Origin of the sequence: Paenibacillus sp. Soil724D2, from assembly GCF_001427935.1 — a bacterium.
In the GTDB taxonomy this organism is placed as follows: Bacteria; Bacillota; Bacilli; order Paenibacillales; family NBRC-103111; genus Paenibacillus_E.
In genome coordinates this window covers 78,228-101,031 of sequence record NZ_LMRY01000005.1, presented here as the reverse complement: position 1 = coordinate 101,031, position 22,804 = coordinate 78,228, and the positions used below count along the sequence as shown (strand labels likewise).

Here is a 22,804-nt window from a genome sequence, read left to right as displayed (position 1 = left end):
TCCCTTATTTTAGCCTGATGGAAAAGGTGTTGATAATTAATGAATATGGATGAAGTCGTAAAAGCGTTGCAACAAGCCTACCAGCAACCACTTCAAGAAGGCGAGCAACGGAAGATTGTATTCTGGCTTGATAATGATCAAGAGTTTATTAATTACATAGATGAAATAGCATTAGACAACGTAAAGATTCAAAAATTGACAGCGGTTAACAGCTTCTACACCAAGTATTTGCTCGAAGAGGAAGATCGAACCTCTCATTACTTGATCTATGTAAATTCAGTAATGAACACAGAAGAAAACTGGCTGTTTGATATGTTTCTTTATTCGAAGAAGTTCTACGCGGACAAGCTGTCTCTTATCATGAATGAGCTAAGCATTGATACTTCGCTGCGAGGCGTAGTGAAGAAATACGAGAAATTCTTTGGGAGTAAGGACAGGATTCGGAAATTTAAAGGATTTGAGGCTTCCGTTCTTACACAAGAAACAATTGAACTGATGATGATGAGTGCTTTATGTAATCTCAAAACCCCTGATTTCGAGGATGTTTTGAAAATTGTTCTTATGGATACACTCGATGACAGCCATAATAAATATATGGATTATATTTCCAAGAATATTGGTTTAGAGGTGTTTTGGAATGCTGTAACCTTGCGGTATGGGTATGAGCAAAGTCAAAAATCACTTAAGACATTGTTTATACATTTAACCGTAACTGCACTAAGCCATGCGGTTAATGAGGGACATCTATCACTTATCAAGAACTATATTGCTACTCGAAGCAAATCAAATGCATTGGTGTTCATCGATCATTGGATGCATCATAAAACGGATTACCATATTTTCGATGAATATGCTGAGATTACCGAGAAAGAGATTAAGCTATCTGATATTGTGAACCAACTTCCTGTGGAAGAGTTTAAGGCGGCGGATACCTTCCCTTACTTCGATAAAGCCATTATCATCCATATCGCCAACAGCTTGGAAGAGCGGCTCGAGGATTATGAGGCTTATTCGAAGTTAATTAACTTGCGTAGATCGAAGCATTACTACGAGCGTTATCAGTACATCTACGAAGCACTTTTCTATACGGTTAAGATGTTCGAGTTTTATAAAAAGTACAATATGGGTATTCCTAAAGCACAAGCCGTTGACATGTATCGTTCTTATGTGAATGATTACTACCAGATGGATTCCTATTACAGAAAATTCTATGTCGCTTATGATATTGATTCCAATAGCGAAATCTTGAAGAAGCTTAAACCGCTAGTGGAAAACCTGTATACAAATTGGTTTATGGGTGAGCTTAGCACGCTCTGGTCTGCCGCGGTACAAGATGAAATGAAATCTAACTGGGTACTCCCAGGCATCCAAAACCAAAAGGATTTCTATAGAAGCTTTGTTGCTCCCAAAATACATAATGGTGATCGGGTATTTGTGATTATCTCAGATGCTTTACGCTTTGAAATTGCGGCGGAACTCACGGAGAAGCTGAACTCAGAAACAACTGGAGCTTGTGATCTCCAATCATTGTTAGGAGTTGTGCCTTCTGTAACTAAAATGGGAATGGCATCACTGCTTCCACATAAGAGCTTGGATATCGATCTAAAGGGGCAAGTATGGGTTGATGGCAAATCTTCTAGTGGAACAGATAACAGAATAGGCATCCTTCAAACGGCGGTAGCTGACAGTACAGCAGTTTCCTTTCAAGAGCTGAAAAATATGAACAAAGCTGGTCGTAGAGAAACCTTTAAGGGTAAAAAGCTGGTCTATATATATCACGACAGCATCGATGCGACAGGGGATAAGGCATCAACGGAAGTCTATACGTTTTCAGCGGTGGAAAGAGCTATTGATGAAATGTACGATATCGTTAAGATCATTAAAGATGATTTAAGTGGCACAAATATCTTTATTACCGCTGACCATGGTTTTGTATATCAACGCGAGCCGCTTGTTGAAAGTGACAAGATTGAAAAAGAAGGCATCCATGCTTTTGAAGTCAAACGAAGACATCTTCTCTCACGGGTAAAAGGGGAACGCAACGGACTTCTCGATATTAACATGAATAACCTAATCAAGAATGAGCATCAAATCACAACATATGTTCCGAAAGCAACGATTCGCTTCAAAATACAAGGAGCAGGAGCTAACTTTGTACATGGTGGAGCTAGCTTACAAGAAATAGTCGTGCCGTTAATTTCATTTAAAAATGTCCGAAGCGGACAGAAAAACAGTCGTGAGATTGAAAAAGTGGACGTGAAGCTCACGAGTACAACCACTAAGATTACAAATAGCCTATTTACTCTAAACTTTTTCCAGATGGAAAAGGTAGAAGATAAGCGTGTTCCACGGACGGTGAAGATCTTTATGGTTGATGACAAGGATGCAGTCATTAGCAATGAAGAGATGCTGATTTGTGACCGTACTTCGGATAAACCAGATGAACGGACATTTAAGCTTCGGTTTGCATTAAAGTCGATACCATATGACAAGAATGGTAAATACTACCTCATTACGAAGGATGATGAGACGAATGTAATCGTTGAGAAAACGCCATTTACAATTAACTTAGGTATTGTTAGTGATTTTGATTTTTAGAGGAGGAGAAGAAATCGGATGGAGCAAATAGGTGAGGATCTGTCGCTCGATTTAGATCACAAACTTAATGATGTGTTTTCGGGCAGAGTTGTCCGGAAAGATCTGACGAAGCTGATGAAAGAAGGAGCTAACGTACCTGTTTATGTTCTTGAATATTTGCTGGGTATGTATGCGGCGACAGACGACGAGGACAACATTCGTGAAGGGATTGAACGTGTAAAGAATATTCTCTCCGAGAATTTTGTAAGACCTGATGAGGCAGAAAAAATCAAGTCGAGAATTCGTGAGCTGGGTCAGTATTCCATTATCGATAAGGTTTCTGTGACTTTGAATGCAAAAATAGATACCTATGAAGCGGAGTTCTCAAACTTGGGTCTTAAAGGTGTTCCCATTTCCCCCAATTATGTGAAGGAGTTTGAGAAGCTTTTAGCAGGTGGAATCTGGTGCATGTTGAAGATGGAATATTTCTTCGACGAAGAAGTTAAGAATATGAATCCATTTAGCATCAGCAGTCTAAAGCCTATTCAAATGCCTAATATGGATTTGAAAGAGGTACAGGATGGCAGGCGAAACTTTACCAAGGATGAATGGATTGATGTAATTATTCGTTCAACAGGTATGGAGCCTACGCAGCTTGAAAGAAGGGTCAAATGGCATCTTCTACTTAGGCTAGTACCACTCGTTGAGAATAACTACAACATGTGTGAGTTGGGACCAAGAGGCACAGGCAAATCCCACGTATATAAAGAGATCTCACCAAACTCAATCCTTGTTTCAGGCGGTCAATCAACCGTAGCCAATTTGTTTTATAACATGTCTACGAAGAAGGTTGGGCTTGTTGGGATGTGGGACACTGTTAGCTTTGACGAGGTCGCTGGCATCCAGATGAAGGATAAAGATGGCGTGCAGATTATGAAGGATTACATGGCATCAGGATCGTTTGCACGAGGTAGAGAAGAAAAAGTGGCCTCCGCCTCCATGGTGTTCCTTGGGAACATTAATCAAAGCCTTGACTCGTTAATCAAGACATCGCATCTGTTCGCACCATTTCCTGAGGCGATGGCGAATGATTCAGCATTCTTTGATCGGATGCACTACTATCTGCCAGGCTGGGAAGTACCAAAGATGCGTCCAGACTTCTTTACGGACAAGTATGGATTCATTGTGGACTATATGGCCGAATACTTTAGAGAAATGCGGAAGCGGTCGTTTGCGGATGCTATTGATAGGTATTTTAAGCTTGGCAATAATTTAAATCAACGTGATGTTATTGCTGTTCGTAAAACAGTATCAGGGTTTATCAAGCTCCTTTATCCGAACGGTGAGTATACGAAAGAAGATGTTGAAGAAATTCTAAAATATGCCCTTGAAGGTAGAAGAAGAGTCAAAGAGCAGCTCAAGAAAATTGGAGGCATGGAGTTTTATGACGTTCACTTCTCATACATCGATAGGGAGACGCTGAGTGAAGAGTATGTTTCTGTGCCTGAACAGGGTGGCGGCAAGCTAATTCCTGAAGGAATGGGTAAACCAGGCCATATCTATACCGTTGGTCATGGAGATTCCGGGATGATTGGCGTTTATAAATTGGAAAATCAAGTTGTTTCTGGAACGGGTAAGTTCGAGAAATCCGGTGTTGGAACCCATCGAGGAGTGAAGGAGAGTCTAGATACGGCATTCCGCTACTTTACCTCAAATAGTAAAAGTATAAGTGGTTCGATTAGTACGAAAACCAAGGATTATCTTATGCATATCAGCGATCTTCAAGGTATAGGATTAACGGCTGAGGTTGCCATTGCTGAGTTAATTGGATTGTGTTCGGGAGCGTTAGAAAGACCCGTTCAGGAAAGCCTGGTCGTGTTGGGCAATATGACTGTTGGCGGTACAATTGCTAAGGTTGAAGAATTTGCGAACACCCTTCAAGTATGTGTCGATGCAGGAGCAAAGCGTGTTCTGATACCAGCTTCATCAGTTGTAGATTTTCAGACTGTACCATCTGATTTATTGATTAAGATTCAACCAATCTTTTACTCGGATCCGACAGACGCGGTATTCAAAGCTTTAGGCGTAAGTTGATTTTTAATTAATACAATAAAGGTCTAGTTGCTTCGCGGAACATGTAAAGAGAAATAAACATCATTATGTCATTCGTACCCGCCGTGGCGCATAAAATCATCCTTATATAATCGATTAAAGCAGCACATTTTTGTGTTGCTTTTTTGATAAAGAATAATGTAGGAAATGAATAATAAGAAAAATGTATTCAAAGGATGTGAAAATATTGGATCATTTTGAGTTTTGTTAGAGTAACACGAAAGTCATTAACTGATTTTATTTGCCAGTCAAAGCGAAGAATTATAAACGAGCTGCCACACCAGCTACGCGCCAGGAACCTGTTGCTCCTACTGTAGTAGCAGTTTCCAAGCAGGAAAAAACAGAATCGCCTAGCAATGCTTCAAAAACCGCGGAAACCGCTACTCATGTGCCTGCATCAATGGCGACTGGCACCAAAAAAAAATTTTTTAACGAGATTGCTTGGTCGGAGTTCTTTGACGATATGAAACAAAACACACCTTCCAATAAATTCTAAGATTTGCAAAATCAAACGCTTCAGATAAAGGGATTCATGGGCGAAGTGCTTTCCTTCGAGAAACACTGGTTCCTGCTGATTCCTCAGGCCGGTGCAGAGTGCCCCTTCGATAATGGCGACCAAACGTATTGGAACAAGACCATGATATTGTTTGTACCGGAGTGCGAAAAATTACGGTTTACGCCAGGACCTCTTCACATTACGGGCAGGCTGGACGTAGGGATTAAGTCGATCAATCCAGCTACAAAACGATGTTCCGCTTATATGATCCCAAAGGGGAAAAAATAGTTGAAACGACAAACAACTTCGTGTGAACTGATCACAGAACAGCGTACACGAAGTTGTTTTGCCTATGATAGATTAATCGCCCAAGAAGGCTCTTTTCATACGTTCGAAAATCGATTGATTTTGCTCGTGCGTATGCTCACCGCTTTGTTTCACGAACTGACGCAGCAAATCCTTCTGCTCTTCGCTCAAATTCGTAGGCGTAACTACAACGACCTTCACGTGTTGGTCTCCTTGACCGAAGCCGCGAAGGTGCGGAACACCTTTCCCTTTCAAACGGAAATACGTATCGGTTTGCGTGCCTGCTGGGATTTTAAGTTTAACCTTCTCCGTAAGCGTCGGGATTTCAATCTCATCGCCCAATGCCGCCTGCATGAATGTCAACGGCACTTCGCAATAAACGTCATTGCCCTCACGCTCGAAGAATTCATGCGATTTCACGCGAATGACCACGTAGAGGTCGCCAGACGGGCCTCCGCGGGTTCCGCCTTCCCCTTCGCCGGAAACGCGTAGTTGTGCGCCGTCATCCACCCCAGCCGGAATCTTTATGTGAATTGTGCGTTGTTTTTTCACTTTGCCTGCGCCGTGGCAGGTACTGCATTTTTCTTTGATGATTTTACCTGAACCACTGCACGTAGAACATACCCGGCGATTTACGATACGGCCAAACGCTGTGTTTTGCACGACTTCCTGCTGGCCGCTGCCATGACAGGTGCCGCAAGTTTCAGGCTTCGTTCCCGACCGGGAGCCAGAACCTTGACAGGTGTCACAATTCTCAGTCCGCGGTATATGAATATCGGTTTCTTTACCGAAAATCGCTTCCTTAAACTCGATGGTCATCGTATACTGTAAATCATTCCCGCGCTGCGGCGCATTCGGATTCCGACGGTTTCCACCGCCGCTACCGCCAAAGAACATATCAAAAATATCGCCGAAACCGCCGCTGAAGTCTTGGCCACCCATGCCCTGGTTCGGATCAACGTGACCAAACTGGTCATACTGGGCCTTCTTCTGATCGTCGCTAAGCACATCATAAGCGTCTTTTGCTTCTTTGAATTTCGTTTCCGCATCAGTAGCTTTATTCACGTCAGGGTGATACTGACGCGCCAATTTACGGTAAGCTTTCTTGATCTCGTCTTGCGATGCTTCCTTGCCGACCCCAAGCACCTCATAGTAATCACGTTTACTCATTGTTCCACTCCTATGTTCAATACTATAAACGGAAAGTCAGAGCCCGGGAACACTCCCATAGGCTTTGAGTCCTTCATTCTAACACATCCAGCATTATTCTAGGATATGTTTTTTTTTTTTGTTCGTCAACCGCTTCGTAATCAGCTCCAACGACATTCCCTCTGCCTTTCGGAGTTCCTTCAAAGATCAAATTAAGACAAAAGCAAGGTTTTTGAAGCGATCTCCTATTTGTTCTCTTTTTTATAATCAGCACAAATGTTCGCTGACAACACTTCGTCAGAACATTTTAGTATAATCAAATTAAATATTAAATTGATAACTAGGAAGGTGTAAATATGAGCACCGCGGAAGCCATTAACAATATGCTCTACCAATTAATTATTGGTCTGCAACAATGGAGAGTGTCACCGACAACGATCCCTTACGAACTGAGAAAAGGTCAGCTCATATTAGTCAAGATGCGACTATTCTCCAACGAGCCAGTTCCTTCAGATATTCCTTCACTCATACGCTTCTTGCAACAGCCAGTGTCAGCTTGGAAGATCGATCTCACTAATGTTGCTTTTCCTCAAGATGCTTCACTCCTAATTCGTCAAATGGGCTTGTCACCCGAAGCTATGGATTTTCTACAAGACTACCAATTACCTTATGAAACACACCAAAAAGAAGTTTACGAGATTTTAAAGTATTGTCGTCAGGCAGAGCCTCCTCTTACAGAGACTTACCGCCAAATTAGAACGTTTCTTTCATCGCCTGCTAATGCGATCATCACTGGTGTTCAACTTCATTCATTTGCCCGCTCTATCCGTGATTCTGAGTTGTCCAAAAGAATCCTAGCATGCTATGAACCCATCTCAAATGATGTAACTTATTTCCGGAAATGCAATCGATGTGGCTGGACGTTACACTTCCACAATCATCAATGGAGATGCGGAGTTGAAGATATTTGTGGTCAGCTGGAATCTCGAGGTGAACCTATGGAACTGGAGAATTCAAGGGAGATGCTCTACCATCTAAAAGAAGGAGTACACCGTTACACGCTTCTGCCAGGTTTAGCAGAGATACAACTAGCTAACCGTCTAATCAAGAAAGGGTATAAGGTAGAAATGTACCCTGATGTGGACCGATACGACTTGGCCGTTCATGAATCAGATCAAGTCATATTCTTTGATGTTAAGGATTACAGAAATCCTTACTCGCTTGCTGCTTATTTTAATCAATTGGACTCTTCTTCTTTGAAGAAGTACAAGGAAGAACGTGTCTACATTGTCGTACCCTCATACAGGAAAAGAAGCTATCGCCAATATATTCGACAAGTCCTTAATTCATTGGAACCGTCAATCAGAAAAGACATTAAGATCATTGACGAAAGAGCTGTGCTTCGTATTGTGGGAGGGATTGGCCTGTGAGGAGACGATACTATGATTATCTTGTAGAATTTCGTGGTTATTTCGAGGGAACAGGACTAACTAAATCACAGTTAGAATCCGTATTGATTTTTGAATGGATGATCACAGGGTGCTTGCAAATGGACCCAGATGTACCAGTAGAGGAAGCATGGTCGATTCTTCTGGGTTATGATAATCCCATCTTGAAATGTACGGACAATCTTGAGATCGTTCATCGACTTAGGGTGCTGTTCCGTGATATTCGTACGAGTGGTAAATGGAACTACATCATTCAAGATTATACTTCTATTGATTCACAGTATCTGTTGTATGCACAGAACAATGGTGTATGGATAAAGCGAGTTCCGCAACTATTTAGCCATCGGGAGCGCTGGTATATGGATCGCCTATCTTCTCCAATACCCGTCAAGATAAAGGAGATCAACTTTGCATCTAAAGGTTCCTTTACATATGAAAGGTGGATTTCTAGCAATACTACGCGATCTTTTGAAGGGGTGATTCCTTGGCAACAAGTCCAATCTTCTACTTTACCAAGTTATCGTGAGAAACGCAGAATTGAAAGAAAGCTAGGTATGAATACAATTCACGAAAATTTAAAAGAAGTATCGGCCACGGCTGACAAGCTAGGCCAAACTCAAGATAAGACGTTAAACATACCATCACGCCTGGTACGGCTTGCTCACGACACAGATAAGGCTTTTCGCTATGAGGGTATTCAGCATATTGTCGGAGGTTTGGGTTCAGGCAAAACAAAGTTTATGCTTGATGAAACCATTCGATTGGTAAAGGAAGATGGTTTGCGCATTGGGTTTATTGAAGGCAGTGTAGCCCAGGTCTTGAATCGAGTAGAGCAATTGAAACGTGCTGACCTAAAAGCGGTTCCTATTATAGGCAAATCAAACCGCAGTCTATATGAGCAGCAATTACTATCATCCCGTCAGCACCAAATCGATGATTTGACGGACTGGGGTAGTAAGATTGGGGAAGGACTAGAGCATGTATCAACCACATGTTACATTCATGCACTAGCAGGAGATGAGGATGCTAGCAATGACTACCCATGCAGAAGAATTAAACAGAACGGGGAGAGCAAATGTTGTCCATTTTCCTCTCAATGTGGTATTTACCAAGATTATGCCATGCTCGCAGATGCAGAGGTATGGGTAACGACATCACCTGGTGTTTTAAAGACACGTCTTCCTATCTTCATTGATTCGTTGGAGCGTTCGGTCTATGAGGCTATGTATGATTTGCTAGATGTTATTTTCGTAGATGAGGCAGACGAGGTTCAGAAGCAATTCGATTCCGCCTTTATAAATGAATACCCATTGTTTGGTCATGGAGGTCAATTATTCGAGTCTCTTTACAAAGAATCTATGAACAAGACCTTGGGCGAATATGAGCTCTTCTCCGGTGATTATGACGTGGATTCATGGAATCATTATATGAGTCTAATGGAAAGGGTCACAAGAGCTGGAATATACGACAAGTTGCTGAAAACACCAAGGCTCCAGCAATATATACGAAGAGTGATGATTCGTTTAACAACATTAACTTATAAAATTAGTCACGCATGCTCAGTAGATGATCAACATCAAGACGAAGTTTTTCAAAATCTCAGTAGTTATTTAGGAAGCCCTTTAGATCATTCGATTGCGGCATCTGTTGAAAAACTGATGGATGCACGTTCTCATTCAGAAAAACGCTTAATACTCGACACTGTGCTTACTGAAATTAATGGAGCATTTAGATCTAACGTCGATAGAGACCTTTGGTATGATATTCTCGAATTTTATCTATATCTTGTAAGAGCTGACTATTGCATTAGAGAGATTAAGAATATATACCCGATCATACAAGCCAAGCTTCAACTCACTTCAGAGTTGTATCAGCAACTTACGGTTAATGAGGATATGCGTCCTTTTATCAAGGAAGCTATGACAGGTGCATTGACTGGATACAGCTATGACGTCCGAGATGGGGATACAATCGGAACTTTTAAAATTGTGGAATATACGGGTGTTGGGCGATTGCTTCTACAAGACTGGCACCAGGTTTATGATTATTCGGATTCCAAGAAAGGGCCAGCGCTTGTTCTGCTCTCAGGCACTTCTCTTGCTCCAGGTTCCGCTCACTATCATGTCGATATAGAACCTCAATGGTTGCTTGAGAGAGATATTAAGACTCCTGTTATTGAACAGCAATATTGGCCGGCATTTCATGATGATCCAGATGAGGCGTTAAGCATCTCAGGCATTAGAGATCAAGATCAACGGGATCGCAACCTTCGAATTATGATGACAAAATTACTTGCCAAGGTAGAACATGAAATAAGGGAGTGGAAGCATCACGGATCATCACGACGAATCCTGATTATTGTAAACTCTTATGATGATGTAGAGACAATTGGTGAAGTTTTACAAAGGGAAAGTAGATGGAAAGGACGGTACAAGCTACTTAATCGCCAAATGGATAGCGGAGATGAAGCTATGTATTCACGTTCTAATATTGAAAGCTTCCATTTGGAGGGAGCTGAACTTTTAGTTACACCACTAATGTCAATCAATCGTGGGTATAACATCCTGGATAAGCAACAAGGTTCTTTGTTCGGATCCGTTTTTTTCCTTATCAGGCCTTACCCAGTACCTCATGATATGGGATATTTAGTTCAAATGATTCATGCCAAACACGCTGGTTTTGTTGAAGAAATTCGTTCAGAGAATTTGAGCTACGCTAAAGCGCTAAATGCTTTACGATGGAAGAGTAACAAACACTTTCATTATTTATACGAGCGACCGGATTACTGGAAGCATCTAAGCGAGACTGAGAGAGAAATGGTAGCATGGTATACGTTCGTACCTGTATGGCAGCTGATAGGTCGTTTGATTCGGAACGGTTCGCCTGCTAGAGTTTTTTACTGCGATGCAAAATTTATCAAGGCTCCAAGGCAAGAAGATACCGATCAGTCCATGCTTGGATATTGGAAGAAAATTATGCTGAAACATTCGGATAAAAAGGGATTTGTTAGCTTGTACACAGCATTTATAGAAAGTATTCAACAGATAAGAGGTGTAGAGATTGAGTAAAAGAGAAGATTTAAGACTGTTGCCTCTAGCCTTAGAAGTTAATGAAACAGAGATTCGTCAGATACAAGTGTATCGATTAGATATGCCTTTATGTTGGGTTGAGTACATTAATCAGTTTAGGAAAGATGCAAATAACCCTTTTAAATTAACAATCTCTATTGAAAAACTAGCAGCTAAGTTGCAAAGTCTATTTCCTGAAATCGTGTGGATGAATAATCAAGTTTACTTCAAGTCTGGGAGCGCTTGGATTATATCGGTTGTTCCTATTCCAATTGAGATGATCATCACTCTATGTATGAGTTGGTTTGAAGAAGTGAAATCGAAATCGAAATTAAACATACAACCACCAGAAGAACCATTAGTTAAAGATTTAGAATGGATGCAATTGCAATCTGGAGATGTTCTATCAAGAGATAATGAGTATCAGGTGATTCCAGCTTTAATGGCACATCAATTCTGCAAATCTCCGAAACAGCTGATTGAAGAACTAACAACTGAATTACCACAAGAATTGAATTTTTATCAAGTTCATGTGAAAGAACAAGCAGAATGTATGTCAGAACGTATATCTACCAAAAAAGGTGATTATGCGTATGTCATCAGAATTCGTATGAAGACTAGAGCGACTCAGGCGGATCAGCATGTAATTATGCTTTCCTTTGGTATTCGAAGATTTATCACACAGTCATACATCAAATCTAATGACTGTTTTGTCGATGGAGAAACGAAAAGCTCTATGTTGGTATCGATGGATAATCCTTTTTTGAGAAAGAGAGGGCTAGATTCAAGATCTTACGCAAAAATTAGATTTCAAAGAAAAGGTAATCAGGCTCCATATACGAAATGGATTGAAGGAAGTGACTCTATATTCTGGGATGTATTGTGGGGGCAATCAATTCGTTCCGATAGTATATTAGAGAATCCGACGCATTTTTTGGAGGCAGATAGTCCGATTCAGGTGCATATTGTTTATAACCGATTGTTTAAACATGCAAAAGTTCCTGGAGCAGGCATCGGATTCCCAGAGAAAGAAGCTTTGTTCCGCCTATTCTGTGAAGAGTTTAGTAATTGGAAGCCGTTGGAAGCACTTCCAGAAGTAAAGAGAAGAACTGAGAAGAAGCCTGGTCTTACCTCCTTGCCTTTGTTTTATTCACGATATTCAAAGAATCTAACTATTGAGGTATTTGGTTCGTCCAATTTATTCGAACAATTGGAAGAAGTATTAGTGAGTACAATGGGTGCGAATAAAGAGTCTATCTCAATTAAAGAAGCAGATGGCTGTTATAAGCTAAATTGTAATAATGATATTCACATAAGATTAGTTCATAAAGTATCCGATTTGATGGGAAGTCTTGATATAGATACATATAAGGATCAAGCTTTTGAGCAACGTGTGAAGAAAATTGAAACTGAACTAGCAAATGAAAATCCCAAGGTTGATACAGTTGTATCCCTAATCGAAATATACCCTAGAGATTACTACAAGCCTGAAGATGCGGATCCCAAGTCATCAATAAGAGAAGGGCTGCGACGTACTGGACGAATTAATCAATTCGTTCATCCTCAATCAGATGTGGATTCTACAGAGTTTCATCACCGTGTTTCTAGTGCGCTTCTTGATCTCTTATCTGATACCGGTATTGTAGGGCGCAATGTGGTAAAGATTCCTAATGAGATTAACATTCTTGGTTTCGATATTGTGGAGGTTAAGAAAAGGAATTCTAATTACAGAAACAGCTATGATAATGTCTACGTTCCCGTTTTCACTAAATTTAGATATGGAGCCTTATATCTCCGAGGTTGGGGGATGAACAGCTGGCTATCTCTACATGATGCTCAGTTATGTGCCGATCAATTTAAAGGCTGGAAAAAGAAGGATGAGCAATTGGTCTTACAGCTCTTAGAAGAAGTATTAACAGACGAAGTAATTGATGATGAAGAGACTTACATTCTACTTAATGCTGAACTAAGAAAGGATTTCTTGAAGGCTCTTCGAAATGGTCAAATAAAACTTGATCAAAACCCTTTGTTGTTCTCGCGGATTCAAGATCTCCCTGGGATAAACGTTATTCGCATTAATGCAACTGATGAAGTTCCCGCATACTTATTCGAACCACGTTCTTATGCATCGGGTGTATTTAAGGATGAAAAGGGTCTGTACTATGGGGTTGGGAAAAAAATGAGTACCCTTCAAATAAAAAAGACCAAGACTAAGTATGCATATCCTAATGAGTTCTTCAGACAGCCAAGCAATACGGAATACCTGCCATTGGGATTCAAGGATGAAGCGGCAAGAGATCGCGCGGCGCTTCTTATTCATGATTTGCGAGATGTGGGGATTACTTTCGATACGCATACATCGCAACCTTATCCGTTTCATATGCTAAGATCATTAAAAAAGTATATGAACGAAGTTTCTTATCAAGAGTGGGAAATTGAGCCGGAGTTTGCGGAGGGTGAGTAGTTTTCTCATAAAGGGCTTGGTGCTGTTTATGTAGATATTGGTGATTATGAGAGTGCGCATGAGCATCAAGGGGTTACTGGCTTCTTTGAGATCGAAAGTTGAGTGAATAATTACCAAACGTTCGTTCCCTGACAACATATTGTCGGGGAATTCGTTTATTATTAACAATAAAGTTATACTAACTTAGCTAAAAGGAATAATGTCAAATGGCGTCGAAGAATATGATAAACTTTGAAATCAAACAAATTATACCCGACCTTTAACTATATAAAAACCACGAGAAGACTAAGTATACAACTAAATTAACTTGGAGGTAACCACATAATGACCAGTAGTCTTAGAATAAATGTAGACGAGCTTCGTAATCGAATCCGTGTATTAATTGGTGATTTAGTTACAGCAGACATGGACTATTTTCGATCTGAAGAAGGAAAGAAATCTCTAAATAATCTTAAGATCATTCATAATAAGTTAGCCATGGTTGAACTAACGCATGAGCGGCATTTTCTTTCTGTAACGGGCTTACAAGGTGCAGGGAAGACAACTTTAATTAAATGGCTGTATGAAATTGCGGATTCCTATTTTCCGGATAACCTGGGTCGCGGAGAACAGCTGCCCATCATTATTACGGAAAAAGCAGGCATTACTCAGCCTGTTGCCCGCGTTTGTAGGATCGAACAGGATAAGGGGAATCAGGTTCATCTTATGCAGGAAGAGGTTCGCCCTGAGGTTTTTTACAATAAAGCACTTGAACCCGATTCTGAAGATGTATGGTTAGAGTTGGATGTACCGTTTCGATATCTACATAATGAAAAGAAGTCGATTGTTTTATTGCCTGGTTTTGAGAAAGATCGTAGTCAGCGCTCCCAAATGTATCTGGAGCATTTTTTACGAATTTCGATATCGAGTATCGTTGTTTTCCGGAAAGATACTTATGCGCGTCAAAATAGCGATGATATGTTTCGGAGAGTTCAGAAGCTATATGATGAGGTAAAGCCCATCTTCGTACTTTCGAGGGGGGATGTAAATCCTGAGCACAACGAGGAACAACGTCAGCAGGTCATTCGTGATTTTCATTTACAGCCACAGGACGAAGAACGGGTTGTTGTAACAGGTGATCCTAATTATTTCACCTCACCGTGGAAAACTGAACTGATGAAAGCCATAGCGCAGTATTCAAGTCTTGATCACGAAGGTGAACAGTTAAAGCTGGAATTACTGGAAAATCTGTGCGTCGAGATCAGTGATTATATGCATACGGTTGAAGAAGAGATTAACAAGCAAGAAGCCAAAAAAATCATTTCGGATAATAACATTCAATTGGATAATGAGTTTCGAGTCATTAATTCCTTCGAGATGATGTACACGAAACGTCTCAGAGAGCTGGAGATAGATCTGAAGGAAAAGCTTGAAAAACGAGTGGGCGACGCAACCATTCAGTTTAACTCTTATGTGAAAGAGAACTTTGGATTTTGGAGCGAGCTCTTCTCCAGTTTTTCGCCGAATGCTCTCGAACAGCAAGAAAAGCTTGAAATGGAGCTTCGTAAAGCATGGACGGATGCTTCAAGCCAAAGACCAGAGTTAGATATGGCGATGATCATTGAACACCACTTGGATGAAGAAAAGACGAAATTGAAGTTAAATGTTGATAACCTTGCCCAATTGCCTGAATCTAGTGCAGTGGCTGTTTCAACACCAGATAAATGGGATTCTTTTACTAGAATCGAAAAGTTTTTTGGCGAAGCTTCAAATGATCATAATGTATCGCTAAAAAGAGAGGATCTCATGACCCTGACTCTGATCGGGACCACACTTGCGCTTCAATCACTCGTTGCCCAGCCGATACTTCAAAATTTTGATAATGAAGAGTATGTGGAGATGGCATTGAATTTCAAATCAACAGACAACAATGTTCCAAAACCATTCGAGAAATCGATCGATGATATGAAGTCGTTCGCTTCCCATATGAAAAAGCTGGAAGGATTTACTCCGCTCATTTTAAAAAGTATTCCTCTTATTTTAGGGGTAGATGTTGCGTTAGATGGCGAGTCGGATATTATTAACAATGCGGTTAAGGCTCTTTCAGGTATTGGAATTACTATAGGGCCTGCTGCGTTACTAGGTATCATTGGGGCTGGTTTTGCTGCTACTTATGCTATTAATGCTATTCAAAAAGCTACCCATGAGACGAATCAAAGACAATTGCAAGTAGCAAGTGCCGGCCGGCGTACGCTCGGAATGCTTCCGGAGCTGCAAGCCCAAGCGTTTGTTACAAGTCTTCGTCGTATCTTTGAAAAGATGACTGATCGCTTAGCTGAGAAACATCGGGAACGAACAGGTCAATATGATAATGACGGCAAGCTGGCTCAAATTCAGTATTCCCTCCCTCACATTAGAAGACTTAACAATGGTATATTAAAGGAGATTTATGTTAAACGTCCAGACGTTTTTGTGTGAACTAGAGTATAACAGATGGGAATGGGCCCGACGCGGAATGGATGAATTCCGTAAGGGCTTTTTACGGTATAAGGAATCCTCTGCAGAAAGACGCAGCGTATTAATCGGAATTTATGGCCCTACACAAGTTGGCAAAACGACTTTTATCCTTCGTGCTTTAGGAATTAAGAAAGACAAGATCGGAGAGCTGTCTAGAGCGCTTCGCGGGAAGCAAAAGGTTGGTAACTCCGCTACGATTACAAGCTGTATCTACCAAAGAACGGACCAAGAACATTTTATTATTGATTACTCGAATGGGTCTAGCAAAATTGTTCTATCATTTGAAGAGTTAGAAGAAAGTCTGTACGATCTACGTAGCGAGATCGAAAGAAGTGAGGAGTACTCCACAGGGACTCTGACTATACAAATTCCGAACATGTACTTTGATTTAGAGGAGATACGAAGCAGGAAGCAGGATATCGAAATCATAGATCTTCCGGGTGATGACAGCAAGAATACTGCAGAAATGAGACATGTAGAACGCTGTTTTAAAGATTACCTCCCCCTTTGCCGGGTTTATATTTTGATGGAAATTGCAAGCCAGCTTGTAAATCTTACACAGATTGATCGCGAACATGTTCGAGACTGGAGGTGGCTACCGAACCGTTTCCGAATTGTTCTCACTAGAGCTGTCACCGATTCGGTTGTTCGTAAAGAAATTTTAAAAGGAGAGCTGAAATCCAAAGAGTCATTTCTTCAATTGTTCTATGATGAACTTAGTCGAAACATTGGTGAAGAGGCAGACGCGATTCAATTGTACCCGCTCGAGTTCGGTGATTCCTGGCAAGCTGGTGCAACAGATCCAACGCTTTTTCAAAAGGCGGATCCATGGATTGAAGAACTGCTTGAAGAGCTTATAACTGACCTGTGCTCGGTGTCTTCGATTGAATCGGAATTGCTGCAGTTACAAGACCTAGAAGCGTATATTCTTAAACAGAGCGGTGATGATTGCAGTCGTTTGGAGAAAAGGGTACATGAGTTGTTCAAAGAAAAAGAAGAGAACGCCATCTTTCTTGGCAGTATGACTATTAAACAGAACAAATTGATTATAGAACAAGAAGAACTTCAACAAACGCTGTGCGAGCTAAACGCAATGACAGGACCACGGCCACAACAGATTAAACCACTCGCTGGTTGGGCCGATCGTACTTTTAACGACTGCAAGATAAAGTATGTACAAGATGATCTTGTAATTGAATTAGAACGTGTTCAGAGGCTTTATAAGCAGCAAGTAGAGGATTGGAACGATATGCTCACTCGATATGCCAGGGAATTCAATGTACAGTTTCGTTCGGAACCATACCATATGGAAATGGACTTCATAACGATTAAACCTGGTTTCTTCGATCATGTACTGCTCACCAAATGGAGACTAGAAGAAGTATTGGCGGAAACGCATGAGGAAATGAAGAAGGCAAATGAGAATTTTCACTTAAAAATCAATGCTTATATAAAGATTCAGAAGGATCGATTAATCAGTTTATTGAAGATGGTAGGTACCGGCCAAGTGTACGCATTAAACAATCTGCTCTCAGAGGCATCAAAGCTTTCAAACCATAACGTGACCTTGGACAATAAAATTACTAAGGTTAAGGAAAAGTTGAAGCGGGCAAAAGAGGAATGGAAGTTTGATGCAGAACGTTCGAGACAGTTACATGCGTATCTTCGAGCTGCATTCCTTCAGCAATATGAACAATATTTGACTCGTTTTCAAGACCCGCACCGCACTCCAGTGGAACGATGGGCCATTCAACAGTATATGAACATCATGGGGCGAGATGCAGAAAGGCGTAACATACATGAATGCTAGTAATGAAAAAGATACAAAAACCTATCAAGAGGCCATAGAGTCTCTTCGTCAACTCAACAACGACCTCTTCTATGACGAACTAAAGACCAATCTGGATCAATACATAAAGCAACTAGAAACCAGTTACACAGAAACGAAAGATGCAGTAACATCAATGTCTAAAATGGTTCCAAGAATTACTGGTCAATTTAATACGGAAATTACAAGCATGAAGGCAGACTTTTTTGATAAAACAGAACATCTAGTGGATTCAGCAAATAGTAAAATAAAAGATTCGATTGACCACGCAAAACAAAAACTTTCGGAAATATTAGATAGTTTTCACGAGCAGCAACAACGATTCGATAGCAGCATTGAACAATTTGATCAACTCGGTAAGAATATGGAAATTAAGATCTTACAGCGCTTTGAGGAAATGCAAAGGCAAATCAGAGAGATGCAAATTATGTTTCAAACCATATTAAGTCAACAAAACGAACACATGCAAGCCTTCCAACAAGTTGCGATCAGCCAAACTGAGGCACAAGCTGTTCAAACAGAACAGTATTGGACTGAACTGAATCAAAACTTGGCTTTAGAAACTGAACGTAAGAAGCGTGATGACGCTTTTATTCGAAGGTTATTAGTTGGATTAGCCATTGGAGAACTTGCTATTCTTCTATTACGCTGGATATAGGCGTTCCAGAGAGTGGATGAAATCGAATTCAGTTTTGAATATCCAATTAGCTCAGGATAGGTAATCGTCGTAGACGAAAGGCATTCTTCTTCGTAGCAACGACGAACGAACTGTGCAGAACGTCTTTATTCTGCCCCCTGCTGCGAACGATGAGCTTCGTTATTTTCTGCGGATTTTCAAGACAGGTATAAAATGATTGCGATTTCTTTTACGTCGGGAGGCGATATGATTAAGCTCTACAACTAGATTCTCGTGATTGTGACTTATCTGCTGGTTAATATCATTAATGCAGATTGAAGTTCCTTTCCATTCTTGTCTTGTTTTTATTAATTCTGATAGACTTGTAATATTCAAGTGATTGTTGTCTGGCTTCAATATTTTGACAGCCGGTTTAGTTATAGTAAGAACAAATATTCCCTGACAGGCTACTGTCGGGGTTTTACTATATACTATTATTAATAACAAACTAGACACGACTATCAAATATTTAAAAACAATTCTTTATCACAGCTTCTTCAGCAAGCAGAAATCGATGTTATTGGTATTTCTATGGGAAACCAAAACAAGATGGAGCTATATGCGGTCGATGTTGCATTTCATGAAGCGGGATTAAACTATGGTGATAAAGTAGAAACCGTATCTCGTGTATTGAAGAAAATGATTCGTACTGTACTAGTAGTGCATGGTTTTTTTAATTTAACTGAGGCTACAATTGTATTTGCATCCCCAAAAATTCACAATGCGACTCTTATTATACTGAAACCTGTTTTGGAGGAACTAAATCAGTTTTTTTCGAAAAAAGGATATCATTTCAATATTAAAATGTATTGTAATGAAGATTTCAGATCACATATCCTTGATCCTGTCAATTCGGCCTCTACTTCTATTGCTGATACGTCCGAGCTTTTTATGCGTAGTTTGCAATTGAACAATATGTTCTCAGATAACAAAGGTGCAGTTAAAAAGAGTTCTAATGCTATAATTCCGTCTTTGCCCAAAATAGAATCTCGGGTTCTAGATAGATCAGTTGAAATGAAGGTTGGCCTTTTAGTTAGAACCACATCGCGAGAATACTTATCTAATAATAAAGTTCCTTCAGATGAAATAAATCGAATGACCACTTATGAATATTCAAAAACTGCCTTTGATATCAACTATCCATTTCTTAAAGAGATTAATGAGTTAGAAGCTTTGGACAAACAAAGATTAGTTAATGGTCGCCCTCGTTATTGGAATGAAATTTTTACAATTCAAGGGAAAAAGTATTTTGTTTGTCAGGAGTGGTTTGAAAGAAACAGATCGTATTTCGATCAATGGATTTGTAAAATGAATCATATATAAAGGAGACGATGATATGGGTGAAGCTTTAAATCGTTATGTTAAATTTTGGGGAGATGCATACAATCTTGAAAATCCATGGAATATGATAAGTGAAATTGATGGGGAATGGCCAAAAGGTTTAAAAGAAACATTAGGAGATCAGGCCATACTACCTCCGGAACCGTACTATGGCTACTTTCGTGAACCTGAACATATGAAAAACGATATGCTCATGTTGTTAATAAATCCAAGAAGTGTTGATCAGCCAAAGGAGCATCTAGCTAAATGGTTCCCATTTAATACGAAAAGGTACAAAGAATGGACAAAAGAGGACTACTGGAAAGAATGTGGGGTACTTGATGCTCAACAAGTTCAAACTCAAGACTACAATGACTGTCCTCTCCACGAATTATCTGAAGATGGATGCAAATGGCGCAGAGCACGCTATGAAAAAGCCAGAAATAGTGTAGGGTTAGATTTTACATTTTTACATACGATGGAGTATAGTTTCTTCCATTCTAACCAATGGAGTGATCTGAGCTCATATTTCCAGTGGCTTCGTTCCTTACCGACAACTAAACTAGCTTTGGATGCTTTACTAGATATCGCTCGAGAGCGTTTAGTAAAATACATTGTTGCAATCGGTAAAGACTGGACGGATATTTTAATGAACAGCGACGGGGTAAAACTTGTAAACAATGTAACTTTGTACACAGAGAGAGGGAGGTATTCTCATAGGTTTTTTCAGTTTTCTGCAGGACCAAATTCTATTCCAATTGTTACTTATATATCTGGTGCTGGTACAATTCAGTTTCCAACAGATGAAAAGGCAGTTAGCATTTTAAATCATTGTTATCGTCGTATAAAGAAAACATTGAGATTAATTCTACTGTAATTGAGAATGAGGAGGACGTTGCCCTAACGCACTACCAAGAAGAACAGAATGATGAACCGACCAGCATAAAAGAGAAGACACGTGATGTAAATGATCAGATTACCAGTATTGTTCAAAGTGAATTAGCACATTTGGATCTTCATTTTAATAATAGGGCCAACTCTGGCAGAACGTTTGTGTACCGTCATTTTTCTTTGAAAAACGATCCGATTTGGCATAAAGACTTTTGTAATGTTAGGTTACATGTTTATTACGGAAATAACGAGCAAATTACGACAAGAGTAGAGTTTGGATTCTCGCAGAATGACGACTTCATATCAAAGGAACAAAAAGAATATTTACGGAAATTAATGGACTCCTATGCAAGATTGCATGGACTAGGGATTCGTAATGATAAATTCTATAAGATAAATGAGGTTATTACAGGTGATTATGATTCTGTCATTTCGGCAACTTCAACTCAATTGGTTAAGCTGATGCAAAATATGAATTATCTGCTTCAGACATTTAAAGTAGGATCTTAAAGTTCCAGAACATTATGGAGTTATTACATCTATAAGTAGAGGATGAATGATCTATGAGCCAATTGTGTACAGAATTGCACATAATAGCAAATGCAAAACCAAGGCATCGCTTTCCTTTCAATGATAAAGAGATCTCTAAGGACGGCATTTATATTTTGTTTGAAGATGGTGAGATTGGGCATGGCAGAGACCGCATTGTTCGAGTAGGTACTCATACAGGAGATCGACAATTGCGGTCACGCCTAAAGCAGCATTTTGTCCAACAGAATAAAGACAGAAGCATCTTTCGGAAAAATATTGGTCGCTGTCTGCTTAATAATGAAAAGGATCCATACCTTAAAATATGGGAACTAGATCTTACTACTTCACAAGCCAAAGCACAAAATGTGCATCTCGTTAAGGCTGAATATCAAAAAGGTGTTGAGTTGCAAGTTAGCCAATACATACAAAGTAACTTTTCATTCTGTGTGATAGATATGCCGTCAAAAGAGGTGCGTCTCTATATAGAGGGACGAATGATCTCCACTGTATCGTGTTGTACAGAGTGCCATTCATCTTCCAAGTGGCTTGGGCTATCTTCACCTGTGGAGAAAATAGCGCAAAGTGGGTTATGGCAGGTTAACGAACTATATAAAGAACCACTATCTCAATTAGATATAGAACGGTTGGTGAGTTATCCATGAACAACCAGAGGAGATTATGCATCATTCCTTGTGGTTCAGCAAAGATTTGGGATAAAGAAACGAATCAAGGCCCTACACAAGCTCAATTTGTGTATACGGGAGTGTTTGCTGTCGCCTGTCAAAACTACGCCAAAGCGTTCTTTGAGGATTGGATGATTCTTTCGGCTAAGCATGGATTTTTATTTCCAGAGGATGTTATTCCGGAATCGTACAATGTTTCTTTCATAAAACTATCAGAAGAAACGATAAGCTTAGAGTCTCTGAAAGTGCAGGCTATACATAAAGGCTTTTACGACTATCAGGAGATTGTTGTACTTGGGGGAAAACATTATGTAAATAGGATAAGTGCGATATTGGATCAGGATCAAAGTCTTACATTACCTTTAAAAGACTGCACAGGGATTGGCTATATGCTTCAAAAGCTGACTCAAGCTATTCAGGGGAAAGAAGAGTCTGCAGTAGCAAGTGAGCATTTAGTTGAAGATGGAGATAAGCAGCCGAAAATTAAAGAGAAGCAAGCTATAACGAAGAATTCAGGAAAGTATACTCCGCTGTGTACATACTTAAATACTCAAGAAGGATCGATAATAGAGTTAATGGTAGATCAGCTAGAGGAGTTACTTGGCTTTGCGTTGCCTACATCAGCTAAGCAATATAGGGCTTGGTGGGCAAATGATGTCACGCATTCGCAAGCTAAGGCTTGGATTTTTGCTGGTTGGGAAGTGGATAAGGTTAATCTACCTGTGATTACTTTTAAACGTAGTGTAGATTAGAGATTCA

At 40.1% G+C, this 22,804-nt stretch carries 16 protein-coding genes; 15 read left to right on the top strand and 1 reads right to left on the bottom strand.

Annotated features, from left to right (window positions below):
- The first annotated feature begins 39 nt into the window (after nucleotides 1-39).
- The 4 genes from pglZ to ASG85_RS07140 all read left to right on the top strand — a co-directional run bounded on the left by pglZ (nucleotide 40) and on the right by ASG85_RS07140 (nucleotide 5,473).
- A complete protein-coding gene (pglZ, locus tag ASG85_RS07150; protein WP_060645781.1) occupies nucleotides 40-2,598 on the top strand; it encodes a BREX-1 system phosphatase PglZ type A in 2,559 nt (852 codons plus the stop codon).
- An 18-nt stretch (nucleotides 2,599-2,616) separates the two neighbouring features.
- Nucleotides 2,617-4,671 carry a protease Lon-related BREX system protein BrxL gene (gene brxL, locus ASG85_RS07145; RefSeq protein WP_060645780.1) on the top strand — a complete coding sequence of 685 codons (2,055 nt, stop codon included), beginning with the start codon at nucleotides 2,617-2,619 and terminating at the stop codon, nucleotides 4,669-4,671.
- Between the two features lie 259 nt (nucleotides 4,672-4,930).
- The gene (locus ASG85_RS39015; protein ID WP_235550081.1) at nucleotides 4,931-5,185 is read left to right on the top strand and encodes a hypothetical protein; all 255 of its coding nucleotides are present in this window, start codon (nucleotides 4,931-4,933) and stop codon (nucleotides 5,183-5,185) included.
- 36 nt (nucleotides 5,186-5,221) lie between these two features.
- Complete coding sequence (locus ASG85_RS07140) at nucleotides 5,222-5,473, top strand: hypothetical protein (RefSeq protein ID WP_235550080.1); 252 nt, start codon at nucleotides 5,222-5,224, stop codon at nucleotides 5,471-5,473.
- Nucleotides 5,474-5,545: 72 nt separating this feature from the next.
- Here ASG85_RS07140 and dnaJ read toward each other — a convergent pair whose 3' ends face one another.
- On the bottom strand, nucleotides 5,546-6,661 hold the full coding sequence (gene dnaJ, locus ASG85_RS07135; RefSeq protein WP_060645779.1) for a molecular chaperone DnaJ: 1,116 nt from the start codon (nucleotides 6,659-6,661) through the stop codon (nucleotides 5,546-5,548).
- Nucleotides 6,662-6,996: 335 nt separating this feature from the next.
- On the opposite strand from dnaJ, the gene ASG85_RS07130 reads away from it, so the two are divergent.
- The 11 genes from ASG85_RS07130 to ASG85_RS39010 all read left to right on the top strand — a co-directional run bounded on the left by ASG85_RS07130 (nucleotide 6,997) and on the right by ASG85_RS39010 (nucleotide 22,797).
- Nucleotides 6,997-8,070, top strand: coding sequence for a hypothetical protein (locus ASG85_RS07130; protein WP_060645778.1), 1,074 nt, complete (start codon nucleotides 6,997-6,999; stop codon nucleotides 8,068-8,070).
- Nucleotides 8,067-11,156, top strand: a complete 3,090-nt coding sequence (locus ASG85_RS07125; RefSeq protein ID WP_060645777.1) for a hypothetical protein — start codon at nucleotides 8,067-8,069, stop codon at nucleotides 11,154-11,156. The genes ASG85_RS07130 and ASG85_RS07125 overlap by 4 nt, the downstream gene beginning before the upstream one ends.
- Nucleotides 11,149-13,620 carry a pPIWI_RE module domain-containing protein gene (locus ASG85_RS07120; RefSeq protein WP_060645776.1) on the top strand — a complete coding sequence of 824 codons (2,472 nt, stop codon included), beginning with the start codon at nucleotides 11,149-11,151 and terminating at the stop codon, nucleotides 13,618-13,620. Before ASG85_RS07125 ends, ASG85_RS07120 begins: the two co-directional genes overlap by 8 nt.
- 324 nt (nucleotides 13,621-13,944) lie before the next feature.
- Nucleotides 13,945-16,077, top strand: a complete 2,133-nt coding sequence (locus ASG85_RS07115; protein ID WP_060645775.1) for a hypothetical protein — start codon at nucleotides 13,945-13,947, stop codon at nucleotides 16,075-16,077.
- Nucleotides 16,049-17,926 (top strand): hypothetical protein, encoded by a 1,878-nt coding sequence (locus ASG85_RS07110; protein ID WP_060645774.1) that lies wholly within the window; start codon nucleotides 16,049-16,051, stop codon nucleotides 17,924-17,926. The genes ASG85_RS07115 and ASG85_RS07110 overlap by 29 nt, the downstream gene beginning before the upstream one ends.
- The gene (locus tag ASG85_RS07105; protein ID WP_060645773.1) at nucleotides 17,916-18,602 is read left to right on the top strand and encodes a hypothetical protein; all 687 of its coding nucleotides are present in this window, start codon (nucleotides 17,916-17,918) and stop codon (nucleotides 18,600-18,602) included. The genes ASG85_RS07110 and ASG85_RS07105 overlap by 11 nt, the downstream gene beginning before the upstream one ends.
- 567 nt (nucleotides 18,603-19,169) lie before the next feature.
- A complete protein-coding gene (locus ASG85_RS07100; RefSeq protein ID WP_060645772.1) occupies nucleotides 19,170-19,943 on the top strand; it encodes a hypothetical protein in 774 nt (257 codons plus the stop codon).
- 13 nt (nucleotides 19,944-19,956) lie between these two features.
- Nucleotides 19,957-20,817 carry a hypothetical protein gene (locus ASG85_RS07095; RefSeq protein WP_060645771.1) on the top strand — a complete coding sequence of 287 codons (861 nt, stop codon included), beginning with the start codon at nucleotides 19,957-19,959 and terminating at the stop codon, nucleotides 20,815-20,817.
- A complete protein-coding gene (locus ASG85_RS07090) occupies nucleotides 20,772-21,341 on the top strand; it encodes a hypothetical protein (protein ID WP_060645770.1) in 570 nt (189 codons plus the stop codon). The genes ASG85_RS07095 and ASG85_RS07090 overlap by 46 nt, the downstream gene beginning before the upstream one ends.
- 53 nt (nucleotides 21,342-21,394) lie before the next feature.
- Entirely contained in the window at nucleotides 21,395-22,024 is a 630-nt protein-coding gene (locus ASG85_RS07085) for a hypothetical protein (RefSeq protein WP_060645769.1), read from the top strand.
- Entirely contained in the window at nucleotides 22,021-22,797 is a 777-nt protein-coding gene (locus ASG85_RS39010; RefSeq protein WP_063860195.1) for a DUF6884 domain-containing protein, read from the top strand. Before ASG85_RS07085 ends, ASG85_RS39010 begins: the two co-directional genes overlap by 4 nt.
- Nucleotides 22,798-22,804: the final 7 nt, after the last annotated feature.